The 17,233-nt window shown below is 61.2% G+C and carries 12 protein-coding genes and 1 pseudogene; 10 read left to right on the forward strand and 3 right to left on the reverse strand.

Annotated elements, in window-relative coordinates; translation table 11 throughout:
- The first annotated feature begins 198 nt into the window (after positions 1-198).
- From ACA058_RS09340 to ACA058_RS09380, 9 genes and pseudogenes are all read left to right on the forward strand, one after another.
- The gene (locus tag ACA058_RS09340; RefSeq protein WP_497638812.1) at positions 199-534 is read left to right on the forward strand and encodes a hypothetical protein; all 336 of its coding nucleotides are present in this window, start codon (positions 199-201) and stop codon (positions 532-534) included.
- Positions 464-2,770: a T6SS phospholipase effector Tle1-like catalytic domain-containing protein gene (locus ACA058_RS09345; protein WP_497638813.1), complete on the forward strand. Its 2,307-nt coding sequence runs from the start codon at positions 464-466 to the stop codon at positions 2,768-2,770. Before ACA058_RS09340 ends, ACA058_RS09345 begins: the two co-directional genes overlap by 71 nt.
- Positions 2,757-3,326, forward strand: coding sequence for a Tli1a family immunity protein (tli1a, locus tag ACA058_RS09350; RefSeq protein ID WP_497638814.1), 570 nt, complete (start codon positions 2,757-2,759; stop codon positions 3,324-3,326). Before ACA058_RS09345 ends, tli1a (ACA058_RS09350) begins: the two co-directional genes overlap by 14 nt.
- A 174-nt stretch (positions 3,327-3,500) precedes the next feature.
- Positions 3,501-3,812, forward strand: coding sequence for a T6SS phospholipase effector Tle1-like catalytic domain-containing protein (locus tag ACA058_RS09355; protein WP_497638815.1), 312 nt, complete (start codon positions 3,501-3,503; stop codon positions 3,810-3,812).
- A pseudogene (gene tli1a / locus ACA058_RS09360) lies at positions 3,799-4,365 on the forward strand (Tli1a family immunity protein); the annotation flags it as partial. The gene ACA058_RS09355 and the pseudogene tli1a (ACA058_RS09360), both read left to right, overlap by 14 nt.
- Positions 4,366-4,483: 118 nt before the next feature.
- Positions 4,484-4,957, forward strand: a complete 474-nt coding sequence (locus tag ACA058_RS09365; RefSeq protein ID WP_497638816.1) for a T6SS phospholipase effector Tle1-like catalytic domain-containing protein — start codon at positions 4,484-4,486, stop codon at positions 4,955-4,957.
- Positions 4,944-5,516: a Tli1a family immunity protein gene (gene tli1a, locus ACA058_RS09370; RefSeq protein WP_497638817.1), complete on the forward strand. Its 573-nt coding sequence runs from the start codon at positions 4,944-4,946 to the stop codon at positions 5,514-5,516. Before ACA058_RS09365 ends, tli1a (ACA058_RS09370) begins: the two co-directional genes overlap by 14 nt.
- 115 nt (positions 5,517-5,631) lie before the next feature.
- Positions 5,632-5,838 (forward strand): hypothetical protein, encoded by a 207-nt coding sequence (locus ACA058_RS09375; protein ID WP_497638818.1) that lies wholly within the window; start codon positions 5,632-5,634, stop codon positions 5,836-5,838.
- 87 nt (positions 5,839-5,925) lie between these two features.
- Positions 5,926-6,081 (forward strand): hypothetical protein, encoded by a 156-nt coding sequence (locus ACA058_RS09380; RefSeq protein ID WP_497638819.1) that lies wholly within the window; start codon positions 5,926-5,928, stop codon positions 6,079-6,081.
- 78 nt (positions 6,082-6,159) lie between these two features.
- Here ACA058_RS09380 and ampC read toward each other — a convergent pair whose 3' ends face one another.
- Complete coding sequence (gene ampC, locus ACA058_RS09385) at positions 6,160-7,263, reverse strand: class C beta-lactamase (protein WP_497639895.1); 1,104 nt, start codon at positions 7,261-7,263, stop codon at positions 6,160-6,162.
- Between the two features lie 59 nt (positions 7,264-7,322).
- A complete protein-coding gene (locus ACA058_RS09390; RefSeq protein ID WP_497638820.1) occupies positions 7,323-8,060 on the reverse strand; it encodes a Crp/Fnr family transcriptional regulator in 738 nt (245 codons plus the stop codon).
- 146 nt (positions 8,061-8,206) lie between these two features.
- Here ACA058_RS09390 and ACA058_RS09395 point away from each other — a divergent pair, with 146 nt between their 5' ends.
- Positions 8,207-8,386, forward strand: a complete 180-nt coding sequence (locus ACA058_RS09395; protein ID WP_497638821.1) for a hypothetical protein — start codon at positions 8,207-8,209, stop codon at positions 8,384-8,386.
- 27 nt (positions 8,387-8,413) lie between these two features.
- Here the strand turns inward: ACA058_RS09395 and ACA058_RS09400 are convergent, their stop codons facing one another.
- Positions 8,414-17,086 carry a GH36-type glycosyl hydrolase domain-containing protein gene (locus ACA058_RS09400; RefSeq protein ID WP_497638822.1) on the reverse strand — a complete coding sequence of 2,891 codons (8,673 nt, stop codon included), beginning with the start codon at positions 17,084-17,086 and terminating at the stop codon, positions 8,414-8,416.
- Positions 17,087-17,233 lie beyond the last annotated feature (147 nt).

Below are 17,233 nucleotides of genomic sequence, written 5' to 3' on the forward strand. Positions count from 1 at the left end.
CATCGCGAGCATGCTCGCTCCTACAGGGTTATCTGACACGGTTAACCCGGTATTCCAATACGGAAAAACCCTACGCCATTCTCAGAAACGTCCTATTTTCAGCCTCCTTCAAATTCACCAAAGCTTTCACCCATCAGGACCCGGGTGAACGCCAAACCCTTCCTGCACGTTCCCCCCGCAGACCAGGATGGACTGACCATGAGTACCCAATCACATATTTTTTTCGATCACCACCGCCATAAATTCACGATCCACCGATTCAACGCCAAGTTCGACGTCCTGGCCTTCGAAGGCGAAGAACACCTCAGCCAACCCTTCAGCTACCGCATCGAATTCACCTGCAGCGAGCAGGACCTCAGCGCCGAGCAGATGCTCAACAAGGACGCCCGTTTCAGCCTGTACCCCCGCCGCCCAAGCTCTCTTACCCGATCAAGACCCCACTGCAATTGCCGGAGCCCCAGTCATGTCCGAAGTGAAACACGCTTCTATGTGGTACCCGCCAGCGTTTCCGGTCGAGGGCCGTTTGCCTCGTAGCGCTGCGCAGGTCTATCAAAATAATCAGCGCCAGTGTCAGCTGGAGTCGGAGTACCACGATGCCTTGTGCGTGGCGGCCGGGCGCCGGCTTATGCCGCCTTGCTGCAAGACGTTGCACATCAGTCTGTTTTTCGACGGCACCGGCAATAACCTCAACAACGACCTCTACCTGTCGAATCCCCGGCACCCGACCAATATCGCCCGGATGTTCCGCGCCAGCATTGGCGACGGTCATGCCGGCGGCACCGCCCACAGCCCCAAGGCCAAGGGTTTGACTGATGCGGCGGGCACCGGCAACGGCCAGTACTTCAAGTACTACATGCCCGGTGTGGGCACGCCGTTCACCGAAGTTGGCGATCTGGACTACAGCCTTCTGGGGCTGGGGGGTGCCTGGTATGGCGAGGAGCGGATCAACTGGGGGCTGTTGATGATCCTCGATGCCCTGCGCCGCACACTGGGACTGCCAAGGCTGGACAACACGGCCCAGCTCGCGGCAGTCAAGGCCATGGGAACCTGGCCGGGTCTGGAGTCGATGGACGGTTATGCCGCCCGCAGCCGCGAACTCAACAGACAGCTTTGGGCCCTAGAGAAGCCGCTGCGCATCGCCTTGACCCAACCGCAACCCGGCCAGGTCAAACTGCTGGGAATCAAGTTGTACGTGTATGGGTTTTCCCGTGGCGCGGCGGCGGCGCGGGCCTTTGTCAGCTGGTTGAACCAGCTGTTGACCCGGTCTGAGCCGGTGCTGGCGTTGCGACTGTCCGATTTGCGGCTGCCCATCAGCGTCGAGTACCTGGGGCTGCTGGACACCGTGGCCTCGGTCGGTCTCGCTGATATTGTGCCAGTAGCCAACGGCCATATGAGTTGGGCTGATGGCAATCAAGAACTGCCCGCCAGCGGTCTGGTCAAGCGTTGCCTGCACATCGTTGCCAGTCACGAGCAACGGTTGAGTTTTCCGTTGGAGTCCATTCGCCGTGAGAAGGGTGGTTACCCGGCGAATAGTGTGGAGGTGATTTATCCCGGTGTGCACTCGGATCAGGGTGGGGGGTATCCGCCTGGAGATCAGGGTAAGGCTATCGGCGATGATGACCGTTTACTGTTATCGCAGATCGCCCTGAACGATCTGTACTCAGATGCGTATGCTCATGGCGCCCCCTTGAAAGTGCCAAGGGATACCTTGCCAGTCGAGTTACGTGTTGAGCTCTGGCGAGCGTTGGAACCAGAGACGCTGGAAGAGTTTGGTGTCGCATCGACCCTGGTAACCCGCTTCAATGCCTGGCGTCAGCTAACCCTGGACTTGCCTCCAACCCAACAACCGCTGCCCGCTGAACAGGTTGACCATTACCAGCCAATTCCCGCCACCACTTACCTGGAACAGGTCCTACGCGAGCAGATGAGCTGGATCACCGCCTGGCGCATCGACCGCTACGCCTTCGCCAGCCTCAAGCACACCCCGTTCTACCTTCATGCGAGCGACATCGAAGCAGACAAAGGTGACCGAGCGCGCGCCGAAGCCAAGCGCGACCAGAAACAGGCAGAGGTCGTAAAACGTCGCAAGCAGCAGCGGGCTCGCGAGTCACTGAGCCGCCAGCCGAGCATGCCGTTGGAGCCCGGGGTCAAGGATTTCGACGCCGACATGGCGCAAACCCAGTTGCGCGAAGCGGCCGAGGAGTTCGGCGAGGCCTATCGCGGCCCCGATCGCTTTCCACAGGCCTTGAAGCTCGCGGGACCGATGGGCAGCGCATCGTCGATTCTTTATCAGAAATTGACCGCCGAGGTGCAGCGCGAGCGACAGCGAATGAAAGTGGATGGACAGGCTAGGGTCGGTCGACTATTCCCACCGCCGTTGCGCGAAATCAATCATCAAAATGAAACCCGGCGCGGCAATGTCGACGAAAGCCGCAACGCCTCGCAGCCCGAAGGGCTATTGCGCGCACTGTTCGACGATCAGGTCCACGACTCCCGCGCCTGGTTTATGTACACACTGAGACGTGAGTGGTTCGGCAGTTACTTCGGCGAACGCATGGTGTTTTTCGGCGAGGCCGGCCGGCGCGACCTGGCGCTGTATGGCGAGAACGGCGCAGTGCTGGCGCGCACCACCCCGAATGCTGAGCCTGCCGGGGCCGTGCAACCTGTGGTGTTGGATGCCGAGCGCCTAGCCCAGGCCATGCGAGACATCGATGCGTTGTGGGAAGCGTTTTATGCCCAGGCTGACGAGGTGAAAAATGCATCGGTCTGAACCTGTTTTTCGCGGCGAGGTACAGGGCTGCGAACCCGGGATCAAGCCCAGCCCATGGCGCGAATGGGTCGTCATTGGCGCTTTGGTCAGTAGCCTGCTCGCACAACCTGCTCAAGCCAGCACCCTCGACGCAATCAATCATACCCACTGGGCGATCAATCATTTCAGTGTCGACGGCCGTTCGGGGATCGACATTATCGGGCCTTTTCAGGGGGGCGGAGGCGGCTGTTGCTATATCGCGCCGGCACGTTGGCAGCCGGGGATGACAGTACTTGTCGAATGGGAAACTGGGATCGGTAGTTCAGAGGGATTTCCTGGGTTTGCAGATGAGACGAAGTATTTGGCTTGGAGAAATAATATTCGAGCTCAAAAACGCCAACACAGCAAAGTCGTACCAGTCCCTGACTACACCGGTCAAAAAGTCTGCGGCCTCACCGTGCACTTCATGCCCTGCGAAGAACTGCAAGTCACCACCTCCTGCTACGCCTACGGCAGCCCTGAATACCCGATCAAGATGCCGTTGCAATTGCCGGAGCCCCAATCATGTCCGAAGTAAAACACGCTTCGTTTTGGTACCCGCTAGCGTTTCCGGTAGAGGGCCATTTGCAGACAGAGACCGTGGAACGTCGCAAGCAACAGCGGGCTCGCGAGTCTCTGAGCCGAGAACCGAATATGCCGCCGGAGCCTGGGATCGAACGCGTACGCATGAAGGCGGCGGGGCGGAGCAGTATTGCGCGCACTGTTCGACGATCAGGTCCACGACTCCCGCGCCTGGTTTATGTACAGCCGGGGACGTGAGTGGTTTGGCAGCTACTTCGGCGAACGCATGGTGTTTTTCGGCGAGGCCGGCCGTCGCGACCTGGCGCTGTATGGCGAGAGCGGTGAAGTGCTGGCGCGCACCACTCCAAATGCTGAGCCTGCCGGTGCCGCGCAACCTGTGGTGTCGGATGCCGAGCGCCTGGCCCAGGCCATGCAAGACATCGACGCGTTGTGGGAAGCGTTTTATGCCCAGGCTGACGAGGTGAAGAATGCGTCGGTCTGAACCTGTTTGTCGGGGCACGACACAGGGCTGCGAACCCGGGAGCAAGCCCAGCTTATGGCGCGAACGGGTCGTCTTCAGCGCTTTGCTCGGTAGCCTGCTCGCACAACCTGCTCAAGCCAGCACCCTCGACGCAATCAATCATACCCACTGGGCGATCAATCATTTCAGTGTCGACGGCCGTTCGGGGATCGACATTATCGGGCCTTTTCAGGGGGGCGGAGGCGGCTGTTGCTATATCGCGCCGGCACGTTGGCAGCCGGGGATGACAGTACTTGTCGAATGGGAAACTGGGATCGGTAGTTCAGAGGGATTTCCTGGGTTTGCAGATGAGACGAAGTATTTGGCTTGGAGAAATAATATTCGAGCTCAAAAACGCCAACACAGCAAAGTCGTACCAGTCCCTGACTACACCGGTCAAAAAGTCTGCGGCCTCACCGTGCACTTCATGCCCTGCGAAGAACTGCAAGTCACCACCTCCTGCTACGCCTACGGCAGCCCCGAATACCCGATCAAGACCCCGTTGCAATTGCCGGAGCCCCAGTCATGTCCGAAGAGAAACACGCTCCACTTTGGTACCCGCCAGCGTTTCCGGTCGACGGCCGTTTGCAGACAGAGGCCGTGAAACGCCGCAAGCAACAGGGGCTCGCGAGTCTCTGAGCCGAGATCCGAGTATGGCGCCGGAGCCTGGGATCGAACGCGTACGCATGAAGGCGGCGGGGCGGAGCAAGGTCAGCCAGCTCTTTCCGCCGCCGTTGCGCGAAATCAATCATCAAAGTGAAAACCGACGCGGCAATGTCGACGAAAGCCGTAACGCCACGCAACCCGAAGGACTGTTGCGCGCACTGTTCGACGATCAGGTCCACGACTCCCGCGCCTGGTTTATGTACACACTGAGACGTGAGTGGTTCGGCAGTTACTTCGGCGAACGCATGGTGTTTTTCGGCGAGGCCGGCCGTCGCGACCTGGCGCTGTATGGCGAGAACGGCGCAGTGCTGGCGCGCACCACCCCGAATGCCGAGCCTGCCGGTGCCGCACAACCTGCGATGCCGAATGCCGAGCGTCTGGCCCAGGCCATGCAAGACATCGAAGCGTTGTGGAAAGCGTTTTATGCCCAAGCTGACGAGGTGAAAAATGCGTCGGCCTGAATCGGCTTTTCCGGGTGCGGTACAGGGCTGCGAGCCCGGGATCAAGCCTAGCCAATGGCGCGAACGGGTTGTTATCTGGGGCGTTCTGATCGGCAGTCTGCTCACACAACAGGCTCAGGCCAGCACTCTCGACGCAATCAACCATACCCACTGGGCGATCAATCATTTCAGTGTCGACGGCCGTTCGGGCATCGACATCATCGGGCCTTACCAGGGCGGTGGGGGCGGTTGTTGCTATTTCGCGCCGGCACGTTGGCAAGCGGGGATGACTGTACGTGTTGATTGGGAGACTGGAGAAGGAAGTTCCGCAGGCTTTCCCGGCTTTGCTGAAAGGGACAAGTACTACGCCTGGCTCGACAAAATCGATGCGCAAAAACGGCAACACAGCAAAGTCGTATCAGTCCCTGACTACACCGGTCAAAAAGTCTGCGGCCTCACAGTGCACTTTCTGCCCTGCGAAGAACTGCAAGTCACCACTTCCTGCTACGCCTACGGCAGCTCCGAATACCCGATCAAGACCCCACTGCAATTGCCGGAGCCCCAGTCATGTCCGAAGTGAAACACGCTCCTCTTTGGTACCCGCCAGCGTTTCCGGTCGAGGGCCGTTTGCAGGCAGAGGCCGTGAAACGCCGAAAGCAACAGCGGGCTCGCGAGTCTTTGAGCCTGAACCGAACATGCCGCTGGAGCCTGGGGCCGAACGCGTACGTATGAAGGCGGCGGGGCGGAGCAGGGTCAGCCAGCTTTTTCCGCCGCCGTTGCGCGAAATCAATCATCAAAGTGAAACCCGGCGCGGCAATGTCGACGAAAGCCGCAACACCACGCATCCCGAAGGGTTGTTGCGCGCACTGTTCGACGATCAGGTCGACAACTCCCGCGCCTGATGCGCTGTATGGCGAGAACGGCGCAGTGCTGGTGCGCACCACCCCGAATTCCCAGCCTTCCGGTGCCGCGCAACCTGATTTCGCCTGGTGCTCAAGACGCCCGACGGCATCGGCCTGACCTGGTACCTGCGCACCGAACTGGGGGCGGGGCCGTTGGCGCTGCTCAAGCTGCGCGACTTCAAGTTGCCGACGCAGATTTACCTGGGGGAAGGTGTTGCGGCGGTGGCGCGAAACGGGGGATAGTAGGTTCGCCTACTCCATGCTGTATGGATGAGTTCAAAAGATCGCAGGCTGCGATCTTTTGATTTTGACGTCTGCTTCTCAGTCGCTTAACGCGCTCAGAATCTGGTGGGCGATTTTTATCCGCTCCGCATTCGGATAGTTTTTATTGGCCAGAATCACGACCCCCATATCCTTCGACGGCACATACGCAACGTAAGCCCCGAACCCCCCGGTTGAACCAGTCTTGTTGAGCAGCACATTCTCAGTCTGTGGTTGTGGCGGATTCAGCCACTGGACTTTGTGCGCCTCCATAGCCATCTCCGTCGAGTTCCCCGCCAGCAGACGATCAAGAGTGACCGGATAGCGATACATCTCCCAACCCAGCCCCTGAGTCATATCACCGACGCTGTAGTAACCGGTATGGGTCAAGGCGATCGCCTGTTGCAGCGGAGTGTCCAGGCTTACCGGTTTGATGTTGGCTTGAACAAAACCAATCAAATCCGCAGCGCTGGTTTTCACACCATAGGCTTCGGCGTCCAGCGCCCCCGGCCCGACCCGCACGGGTTTGTCCGCCTTGTCGTAGCCCTGGGCATACAGCGCCATCTGCTCCTGCGGTACCTTGAGCCAGGTGTGTTTCAAGCCGAGTTTTGGCAGCAGGGTGTTTTCCATTACGTCATCAAACGGCTGGCCCATGCTTTGGGCAGCGAGGTAGCCGGACAACCCAATACTGGGATTCGAATACAGTCGGTGGCTGCCAGCGGGATATATCGGTTTCCACTGCTGGAAGTAGCCGAGCATTTTATCCGCCGAATCCGCCTCGGCCGGAAATTGCAGGGGCAAGCCGCCGGCGCTGTAGGTAGCCAGCTGCAACACACTGATATTGTCGAACGCGCTGCCACGCAAGGCCGGCAGCACCTTGCTGGCCTTGTCGGTCAATGCCAGTTTGCCGGTGGCCTGGGTGTAGGCGACGAGGGTGGCGGTGTAGGTTTTGCTGACCGAGCCAATCTCGAACAGGGTGTCTTGCGTAACCGGGTTGCCGGTCTCTTTTGACGCCACGCCATAGTTGAAATATTGCTGTTTGCCGTTGAAGGTGACGGCCACGGCCATGCCGGCAATGCCTTGCGCGTGCATGACGGGGCGCACGGCGTCGCTGACGATCGATTCGAGGTGATCCTGCGCGATAGCCTGGCCTGCCGCCAGCATCGCTGCACCAACGGCTAAAATCTTCAATCTGCCGAGATTGATTGGGTCCGTCACAGGTATCACTCCATTCGATTGTCGCGCCGCGTTGGAAAGTAGGGCAGCAAGCGTTCGGTTTCTCTTTTGACCACGGCGTAGCATTCGCAACTCAGCTCCTCGAGACGAGCCCTGTCCAGGACCTTGATGTGTCCCCGAGTATATTCGATGACCCCCAGGCGCTGTAGCTTGCCGGCGGCGTCGGTCACGCCTTCGCGGCGTACACCCAGCATGTTGGCGATCAATTCCTGGGTCATGGTCAGTTCATTGCCTGACAGGCGATCGAGCGACAACAGCAACCAGCGGCACAGCTGCTGATCGATGGAGTGGTGGCGGTTGCACACTGCCGTCTGGGCCATTTGCGTGATCAGTGCCTGGGTGTAGCGAAGCATCAGCAGCAGCATCTCTTCATGGCGGTTGAACTCGTCCTTGAGTTGCTGGCCGGGTAACCGGTAAGCATGCCCGGCACTTTGCACAACGGCACGACTGGGTGTGCTTTCGCCGCCCATGAAGACTGCAACACCGATCAGGCCTTCGTTGCCGACCACCGAAATCTCGGCCGAGGCGCCGTTCTCCATCACGTACAACAGCGACACGATGGCGTCGGTGGGGAAGTACACATGCCGCAGGGCGCCACCGGATTCATAGAGGACTTTGCCCAGTGGCAGTTCGACCGGTTCGAGGTGGGGGAGCAGGCGCTCCAGCGCTGGCGCCGGTAGCGCGGCCAGGAGGTAGTTCTGTTGTGGCTTGGGTATAACAAACATATCAGCCACCCTTCGAGGGAATTCCTTGAGGGGGACAGATTACTCCAAAGCGCACTATGCGGGACAACGCACCGAACCCGCCGCCGCGATCTGCGATGCTCAAGGGACCGTCGCTGTATCTGCAGCGCCGAACGTTGGAGATTGTCATGAGCAAGCACATTGACCCGAATCTTCGCCAGGGCCCTGGCAAGCCCACTGCGAAACAGCCACAAAGCACGCCGCTACCCCTGCATGCCAAGCCAGGGCAGGCGGCCAACCAACCTGTACACACCAAGCTGGGTGAGCCCGTGAAGCCACACCCTCAGGGCCCGGGTCTGCATGCCTGAACCCTGACCCATCAAGAGCGCTGTATCTCAGCGCTCAAGATCGGCTTCGACGGTTCTATCGTGCCCTGGGGTTTCTGGCTGATGCGCTTTTACCGGGCATGTCACCAGCACCTGATGTTCCCTGCCGTCATCCGACAATTGCAGCGCGTCCTGGCTTAGCAGCTCGCCGTCCAGCATGATCGAAAGCGTCGTGGTCGTGCCTGGGCGCACATCGATATGGTAAGTCGTCGCCCCATAGCGGTAGTGCAGCGTGTAACCAGGCCAGCCCTGCGCCAGCAGCGGTTCGATGTGCAGTGAAGTGCCGACACGTTGCAAGCCGAGCAATGACTCGACGATGAACCGATACGTCCAGCCGGCCGACCCGGTGTACCAGGTCCAACCTCCACGGCCCGCATGGGGCGGCGTGCCATAGACGTCGGCAGCCATGACATAGGGCTCGACCTTATAGGTTTCGATCCGCTTGGCGACTTCATGGCCCGCGGGGTTGATCATGTTGAGCAACCGCCAGGCCCTGACGTTGTCGCCAAGCTCGGCGAACGCCATGCCGGCCCAGACTGCGGCATGGGTGTACTGACCACCATTTTCCCGTACGCCCGGCACATAGCCCTTGATATAGCCGGGCTCGAGCACGCCTGCGTCGAAGGGCGGATCGAGCAGCAATACTGCGCCTGTGTCGGGTCGTACCAAGTGTTTCTCGACTGAGGCCATGGCCGTGCGGCGCCGGGTTTGCGAGGCGGCACCCGACAGTACCGACCAGCTTTGCGAGATCGAGTCGATGCGGCATTCGTCATTGTTGGCCGAGCCCAGGACCTGGCCGTCGTCAAACCAGGCGCGCCGGTACCATGAGCCGTCCCAGGCATGCTCCTCCAGACTGGCCTGCAGCAAGGCGGCCTGCTGGGAACAACGTTGTGCGAAAACAGGGTCGCCATGCAATTGGGCCGTGATGGCAAACTGCTGCAGAACTTCAAAGCCGAAGAAGCCCAGCCACACGCTTTCCCCACGGCCCAGGCGGCCGACCCGGTTCATCCCGTCGTTCCAGTCGCCCGTGCCTATCAACGGCAGGCCGTGGCTGCCGCGCTGCAGGCTGTGTTCGATGGCGCGTACACAATGCTGATAGAGGCTTTCTTCGAGGTGCGATTTGCCCGGCAGGTCGTAATAGGACTCTTCCCCGACATTGAGTGGGCGGCCTTCAAGGTAACCCGCGGGTTCGGCCAATACGCTGAGGTCGGCGGTGACGTTGACATAATGGCTGGTCGCCAGCGCCAGCCACAGATAGTCGTCCGAACAGCCACTGCGCACACCCCGATCCAGCGGCGGGTGCCACCAGTGTTGCACGTCGCCTTCGGCATATTGATGGGCTGCACACAGCAACAAATGGCCACGCACGCTGGCGGGATCGGCATGGATCATCGCCATGCTGTCTTGCAGTTGATCGCGAAAGCCGATGGCCCCGCCGGACTGGTAGTAGCCACTGCGGGCCTGGAAGCGACAGGCGATCACCTGGTACATCAGCCAGCCATTGACCATGACATCGATGCTCGGGTCGGGGGTCTGGACCTGAATCACGTCCAGCTGCGAACGCCAATGCTCGCGTACCGCCTCCAGTTGCGCGGTGGCCGCTCCCAGGCCGCGGTACTGTTGGACCAGGCGCAGGGCTGACGCCGTATCCCTGGCTGCACCGAGCCGGAAGACCACGTCCTGGTCTTCACCGTTATCGAGATCGAGGGCAACCTGAATGGCCGCACAAGGATCGAAGCCGCCACCGGTACGGCCCGACAGGCGTGCCTGCTGTAATCCTGCAGGTGTCTTGAGACTGCCGTTGCGGCCGACGAACTCAGAGCGATCGCCGCTGATGCTGGTGTCGGTCGAGTCGGTATCGAGGAACGCCACCCGTTCGCAAAACTCGATCGAATAGGCGTTCCTGGCGAACAATGCGCCGCTGCTGGGGTCGGCTTCCGTCACCACATGCATCGCTGATTTGCTGCGCAAGTCGCCCAACACCCACTCGACATAGCAGGTCGTCGACAGGCGTCGGGCACGGCCCGAGCGATTGCGAATCTGCAAGTGCGAGAATTTGATCGAAGCATCCAGCGCCACATACACCCACAACTCGGTGTGGATACCGTCTTCGTCGTGCTCGAAGACGCTGTAGCCGAAGCCGTGCCGGGTGCGGTACGCGCCAGTACCGGGACAAGGCTGTGGCGTCACCGACCAGAAATGCCCGGTTTCTTCATCACGCACATAGATCGCCTCGCCGCTGGCGTCGGTGATCGGGTCGTTATGCCAGGGGCTCAGGCGAAATTCGTGAGCGTTTTCCATCCAGGTGTAAGCGCCGCCACTTTCGGAAATCACCGTGCCGAAGTGCGGGTTGGCCAATATGTTGGCCCATGGCGCCGGCGTCGGCCTGCCAGGCTGCAAGGTCATGACATACTCGCTGCCATCGGCACTGAAGCCGCCATAGGCGTTGCCCAGCAGCATACCTTCGACGGCGGGCAGGGTAGCGGCCGCCGTTGCCTTTGCCTGCCGCTTGAGGGTGGGGACCAACGCCGGGTATACCGGGCTGGCGTGACGCCGATGAACCTGCTCGGCAATGCCGCCGTTGCCTTCGCTCAGTACCAGGCGTGCCACCGACAGGATCAGCGTCCGATCCTCGTTCGACAACTGCTGTGCCGGACGCACGAAAATGCCCCCGGGATGGTCGATCAGCAAGGCTTCGCTGCCGGATGTCACCACACCCATGATCAAGTCCTGGAGTTGCTGGCGATAGCCGGCCTGGTCTTCGTTCCAGATGACCAGGTCCACCATCAGCCCCTTTTGCCGCCAATAGGCATGGGCCTTGACCATCTGGTGCACGAGCTCGATGTTGTCGACGGTGGCGATCTGCAGCAGGACGATGGGCAGGTCGCCGGAGATCGCCTGGCCCCAGAGGCTCGATTGATTACGTCGATTGGCCATCAATACGCTGTTTTCCGCGCGCAACGAGGCATTGGCGTAGAGGATCGAAGCGGCCATCTGTTCAAACAGGCGGGCATCTTCCTGCGATGCATTGAGTTGGCGCAGCAACACCTGGCTGTGGGTCCATGCCAGGTCGAAGACGCGATCGGCGAGGTGCCGGTCGCGGTATTTATTGATCAGGTACAGACAGCCCTCACGGCTGTCCGCGATGCCGGTCACCAGGTCGATGGTCGCCGTTTGCCCGGGTTCCAGGGCAATACGGCAGCGGATGGCCACGATCGGGTCAAGCACCGAACCTGCGGTGCCGGACAACTGCTCGACATGGCCATCGAGCGCCGCCGGTGCTGCAACGTTGCGTCCTCGGCCGATGAATCGCGCTCGATCGGTCTCGTAGGAAATGGCGTCGATGTCCGCGCCATGGGCGGCCAACAGATGGCACATCCAGGGGACGGCTTCCTCACTGGAGCGCCGCCTGCGGGTGCAGACGATGGCCTGCAGCGCCGGCAGCAGTTCGGTCTGCACGAACAGGTTGCTGAAGGCCGGGTGAAGGGCATCACTGATTGCCGGCGCCAGCACCACCTCGGCGTAGGTGGTGATCTCCACGCTACGGCGTACGCGGCCGCGGTTGGTGATGTGCAGCCTGCGCAGTTCCATATCGTCTTCGGGAGACACGACGATCTCGGTGTGCGTATCGAAGTCGAGCTCGCGAACACGAAACTCGGCCCGGGCATCGCTGAAAATCGCCTCATGGCTTTCTGGCCGGTGCAGGGTCGGCTGGTGGGCCGAGGACCAGAATACGCCGCTGCTGACATCGCGCAGGTAGCAGAACATGCCCCAGTTGTCGCGGGTTGCGTCTTCATGCCAGCGGGTCACGGCGATGTCGTTGCAGCGGCTGTAGCCGCCGCCGGCACTGCTGACCATGACGTGGTAATGGCCGTTGGAGAGCAGTTGGACGGCAGGGCGTTTGCGCCCGGGATCGGCGAACACGCGAAGCCTGGTTTCCTGCGTTTGTCCGTCTTGCGCAGTGGCAAGCGCCTGGGCTGCATGCAGATAAGGCGCGGCGGTTTTCGGTACGCGTTCCTGCAGTAGCAAGACGGTCGCCTGGAATGCCGGGATCGACTCGAAACGTCGCTGCATGGGCCGGTCCAGCAGCAGGCTGGTCAAGGCCAGCAGGCTCATGCCCTGATGGTGCGCCATGAACGAGCGCACGACTGCATAGCGCTGGCCGCGTGGCAGGCGTGCCTCGGTGTAGTCGACCGCTTCGTACAGGCCATAGCGACCCGCCGACCCCTGGGCCGCCAGGCGTTGCAGGTTGCGACAGGCCGCTTGCGGCTCGACCATCAGCGCCAGGGCGCTGGCGTACGGCGCAATCACGGTATCCTCGGCCAGCCCGCGCTTGAGGCCAAGGCCTGGAACACCGAATGCCCGATACTGATAATTGAAGTGAGCATCGAGGGTGTTGTATCCCGACTCGGACACGCCCCAGGGGATGCCCAACTGGTTGCCATGCTCGATCTGCAAGGCGACGGCCGCGCGGCATGTCTGCTCCAGCAGGGTACCTTCATAGTTGGGCATGACCAGGTTGGGCATCAGGTACTCGAACATGGATCCGGACCAGGAAAGCAGTACCGGCACCCCTCGATTGTTGCTGAGCAGGCGTCCAAGGGTGAACCAGGCCTGTTGCGGCAGCTGGCCCTGGGCGATGACCACGAAATTGGTCAGGCGCACCTCTGAAGCGAGCAGGTCGTAGTAGCCGTTGTCCAGCCTGCGTTCGTCGGCGTTGTAGCCTATCGAGAACAGGTCACGCTGAGCATCGTAGAGGAAGGTGAAGTCCATGCTGGCCAGTGACGCGGACAATTCGGCCAGGCGCTCAAGGTGGCTGATTCGTGCGCGAGCCAGGCGTTGTACTGCCTGTACTTGCGCCTGATCGGCGGGCAGCCATAGCGTGCAATCGAGCTCGGCCATTTGTCGCAGGCTGAATTTTGGTGTCGGTGCCTGCGCCTTGGCCTGGGCAGGTGCCAGCGGCAGCGCGAAGCGCAGTCGTTCTGCCCGCAGATCCGCACACTGCGCCTGTAATGCCTGCAGCCAGTAATGTGCTTCTTCAGCGGAGTTGGCCGGACTGTCGATCGCCAAGGCCTGCGCCAGATCGAGTAATTGCAGGAAGCTGTCCGGGGTGTCCTGGACAAGCGCCGATTCCACCTGCGCGCGCAGTTCAAGCACGCCACGGTCATCGAGGTTTGCGCCCTGTAGCGCCTGCTGCAGCACATCAAGGGTGTCGCCCAGGCCGCCAAGGGTGCGTCGGTCGAACAGGGGCGTGTCGATCAATCCCAGCAGCCCCGGCCGCAGGGTGAGCAGCATGCCCGCCAGGTTGCCGCTGTCCACGGTGGACACATACCGAGGCGCCAGCGGCTGCAGTGTCCCGGTGTCGTACCAGTTGTAGAAGTGCCCATTGTAACGCTTGAGGCCGGCCATGCATTCAAGCGTGGCAGTGATGCGTTCGAGCAAGCGCCCGCTGCTCAGATAACCGAAATCGTGGGCCGCCAGGTGAGAAAGCAAGGCCATGCCCATGTTGGTCGGTGAGGTCCGATGGGCAATGGCTGGCGTGGGTATTTCCTGGACGTTGTCCGGCGGCAACCAGTTGTCCTCAGGGCCGATATAGCGATCGAAGAACGCCCAGGTCTGGCGTGCCAACATGCGCAGGAAGCGCAGGTCTTGCACTGACGGGTTAAACGCCGCCGGTGTTGTCGGCAGGCTGATCCACCAGGCAATCGCCGGGCTCGCCAGCCACACCAGCAGCAAGGGAGCCGCCAGTGCGAGTACGGCGAGGGAGGGGAGCAGGGCCGCGAATAGAAGCAGCGCCAGCGCAGGGGCAATCCACATGCTTTTATACATGCCGGCCAGATCGTTGCCACTGGACCGCTCCACCTCACGGGAAGGTTGCCATTGCAGCAGGCGGCGTTTGCTGATCAGCATGCGCCACAGTGAGCGGCCAATCGCATCGAAGCTCAACAACGCATCGGACGGCAACCAGACAATCGACAACAGCGCTCGCATGAAATGCTGGCCCGAGGTCCGTAATGCCGCGCTCAGGTGTTGCCCCAGGGGAATATCGGCAGCTTTCTGTACCAGCGCCAGTACCGACTGCAGTAAGGGTTGGAGAAATACCAGGATGACCACCGCCAATGTCCAGGAGGCGGCCTCGTTCGTACCCAACCAGCCCCAGGCCAGCATGACCAGGAAGGCACCTGGCTCCAGGCTGCGACGCAGATTGTCAAAAATCTTCCAGCGGGCCAGGTTGCTCAGAAGGTTGGGGGCGAATCCTCCCTGGGGTTTCGGTGCCCACGGTAAGGCCCAGTACAGCACTTGCCAGTCTCCGCGAATCCAGCGGTGACGGCGTTTGGCGTCGGCGCTGTAGCGCGACGGGTATTCCTCATACAGTTGTACATCGCTGAGCAGCCCGCAGCGGGCGTAGCAGCCTTCGATCAAGTCATGGCTGAGGATGCGGTTGTCGGGCAGGCAGCCTTCGAGTGCCTGTTCGAAGGCGTCGACGGCATAGATGCCCTTGCCGATGAAGGAACCATTTCGGAACAGGTCTTGGTAAACATCGGAGACGGCGCGGGTATAGGGGTCGATACCCGCATCGCTGCCAAACAGGCGGGCGTAGGTCGAGCGTGCCGTGCTGGGCAGGCTGATCCCCACGCGTGGCTGGAGGATGGCGTAGCCGCTGACGATCTTGCCCGTCTGTTCATCGAATACCGGATGGTTCAGCGGGTGCATCATGGTACCGATGCACTGACGCGCGACATCCCGTGGCAGCAAGGTATCGGTGTCCAGGGTGATGACGAAGCGCACCGCACTCAGCGGCGCGATATCCCCGACGATCAATGCAAAGCGCTCCTGCCCTTTGCCACGCAGCAACGCGTTGAGCTCGGCAAGTTTGCCACGCTTGCGCTCATGCCCCATCCATACCCGCTCGGTCGAGCTCCAGTGCCTGGGCCGGTGCAGCAGGAAGAACCGGTCGACCTGGCCATCGGCATATTTGTGGTTGAGCGCCTCGATCAGTTGGCGCGCCAGGGCGAGCAGTTCGGCGTCCTCGGGCATCACTTCGGCAGGGGCGTCCATGAAGTCGCTGAGCAGCGCAAAATGCAGGTTGGCATCGCGATTGGCCAGGAATCGCACTTCCAGGCCTTCCGCCAGTGCCTCGATGTCGCCGGTGTTGGCAAACAGCGTAGGCACCGCCACCAGCGTACGCGCCTCGGCCGGTATGCCCTTGCTGTAGTCCAGGCGCGGCAGTAGCGACGGGGCTACCGTGAGGGTCACCAGCCAGTTGACCAGCCCGATCGCCAGGCGGCTGGTCATCAAGAGCGCGGGCACGGCGAGCAGCACCAGGCACCAGATTGGCGTGCCGCTGTGATAAGCGCTGCTGAGAAATGGCCAGGCCAACAGCAGTGTCAGCAGCAGTGCAGGGCACAGGTAGAACTTCAACGGGGCGCTCTGCAGCAGCCGCTTCCAGCGTTGCAGCAGCGGTACGCTGGCTTGCAGTGCCTGCTCCAGGTTGAGCAACCCGTCAGCCACCAGGTAATAGCCCACATGCCCGGTCACACGGGCCGTGGGCTGTGCGGTCCCGGCCAGTTCGATGGCAGCCTGTGCCACCTTGGTTTCAGACTGCACGCAATGCCGGGCGAGGCGTTCGACCACATGGCGGTAACGATCGCGGGTGGCAAAGTCCATGTTCGTGTAGACGCCTGCAGGGTCCGTGCACAAGACCTGTTCGACATGACTGAGCAGCTCGACGAACTCGCGCCAGTCGGTCGCCGCCAGCAAGCGCAGGCTGGCGATGCTGTTGCTGATGGACACCTGGTCACCGGATTGCTGCTGGGCATCCATCTGCACCAGGCGTTCGACGGTCAGCCCGGACTCACCGAGCGTTTGTTCTATCCACGCCATGGGCAATATCAGCGCGGCGCTTTGCCCGTGCAGGCGGCGCGCCAGTTCTGCAACGAATGATGGCGTCATCGGCGGTGCCGATCGCGCCATGTCGGCTACGGTCAATACCACGCTCTTGGCGTCGCGCTCGGCCATTTCGATCAATCGATCGGCCCAGTCATCGGCAAGGTTACGGTCATCCCGGTTGGCCATTACCCGGGATGCCACGCGCCGCAAGTTCTCGATCAGCGCCAGGCGCAGCATGATCGGGATTGCCCAAAGCTCGCCCAAGGTCAGCGGGGTGATGGTCTGATAAGAGGCGATGAAACAATCCAGGCTTGGCGCGTCGACCCGGCCATCGCCGTGAGCGATGGTTTCCAGGGCGATGTCGTAGACCCGCGGCAGGCCTGCCGAAGGACCTTCGGCCAGGCGTGGCAGCTCGCGACTATAGCCGTCGGGCAGGTGGGTCCTGGCGGTACGGATGTTTTCTTCGATGAGGTAGAAGTTATCCAGCAGCCATTCCGCCGCAGGGGTGGCGCGTCGGCTGGACAGTTGCACGGTCTTGAGCGCTGCGCAGCTACGCTCCAGCAACAGTTGATTGTCAGTCAGGCGGCCCAGCAAGGCGTCCTTTCTTGAAAGGCGCCCGAGCACATGTTGGCGGGCCAGTACGATACCGTGGTCTGCCATCTGCTGCGCATTGAACAGGTCGGAACGCAGGATGGGCTCGTACTCGAACTTGTGCCGCGCTGCACTCCACCTGAGCCAGATGGCCGGTGAGCGCCAAATGCTGGACAGTGTGCGAGTCAGGATATTTTGCATGAAATCCTTCGTACGACCCGCGCAGTGCAGGTCGCATGTGGAATGAAGGCGGTTCTACGCCAGGCTAGGTGTGCGGGCATTGCGCCGCCGGGCGCAGCATTCCACCGACGAGTGTGGGTTATTTAGGCAGGGAAAGTCTGTTCGGTA

This window comes from Pseudomonas sp. LBUM1649, assembly GCF_059716155.1.

Excerpts from the sequence above, each read along its gene's own strand:
- ACA058_RS09340 (WP_497638812.1), top strand. The coding sequence starts at position 199 with ATGAGTACCCAATCACATATTTTTTTCGATCACCACCGCCATAAATTC.
- ACA058_RS09345 (WP_497638813.1), top strand. The coding sequence starts at position 464 with ATGTCCGAAGTGAAACACGCTTCTATGTGGTACCCGCCAGCGTTTCCG.
- tli1a (WP_497638814.1), top strand. The coding sequence starts at position 2,757 with ATGCATCGGTCTGAACCTGTTTTTCGCGGCGAGGTACAGGGCTGCGAA.
- ACA058_RS09365 (WP_497638816.1), top strand. The coding sequence starts at position 4,484 with ATGGCGCCGGAGCCTGGGATCGAACGCGTACGCATGAAGGCGGCGGGG.
- tli1a (WP_497638817.1), top strand. The coding sequence starts at position 4,944 with ATGCGTCGGCCTGAATCGGCTTTTCCGGGTGCGGTACAGGGCTGCGAG.
- ACA058_RS09375 (WP_497638818.1), top strand. The coding sequence starts at position 5,632 with ATGCCGCTGGAGCCTGGGGCCGAACGCGTACGTATGAAGGCGGCGGGG.
- ampC (WP_497639895.1), bottom strand. The coding sequence starts at position 7,263 with ATGCTGGCGGCAGGCCAGGCTATCGCGCAGGATCACCTCGAATCGATC.
- ACA058_RS09390 (WP_497638820.1), bottom strand. The coding sequence starts at position 8,060 with ATGTTTGTTATACCCAAGCCACAACAGAACTACCTCCTGGCCGCGCTA.
- ACA058_RS09395 (WP_497638821.1), top strand. The coding sequence starts at position 8,207 with ATGAGCAAGCACATTGACCCGAATCTTCGCCAGGGCCCTGGCAAGCCC.
- ACA058_RS09400 (WP_497638822.1), bottom strand. The coding sequence starts at position 17,086 with ATGCAAAATATCCTGACTCGCACACTGTCCAGCATTTGGCGCTCACCG.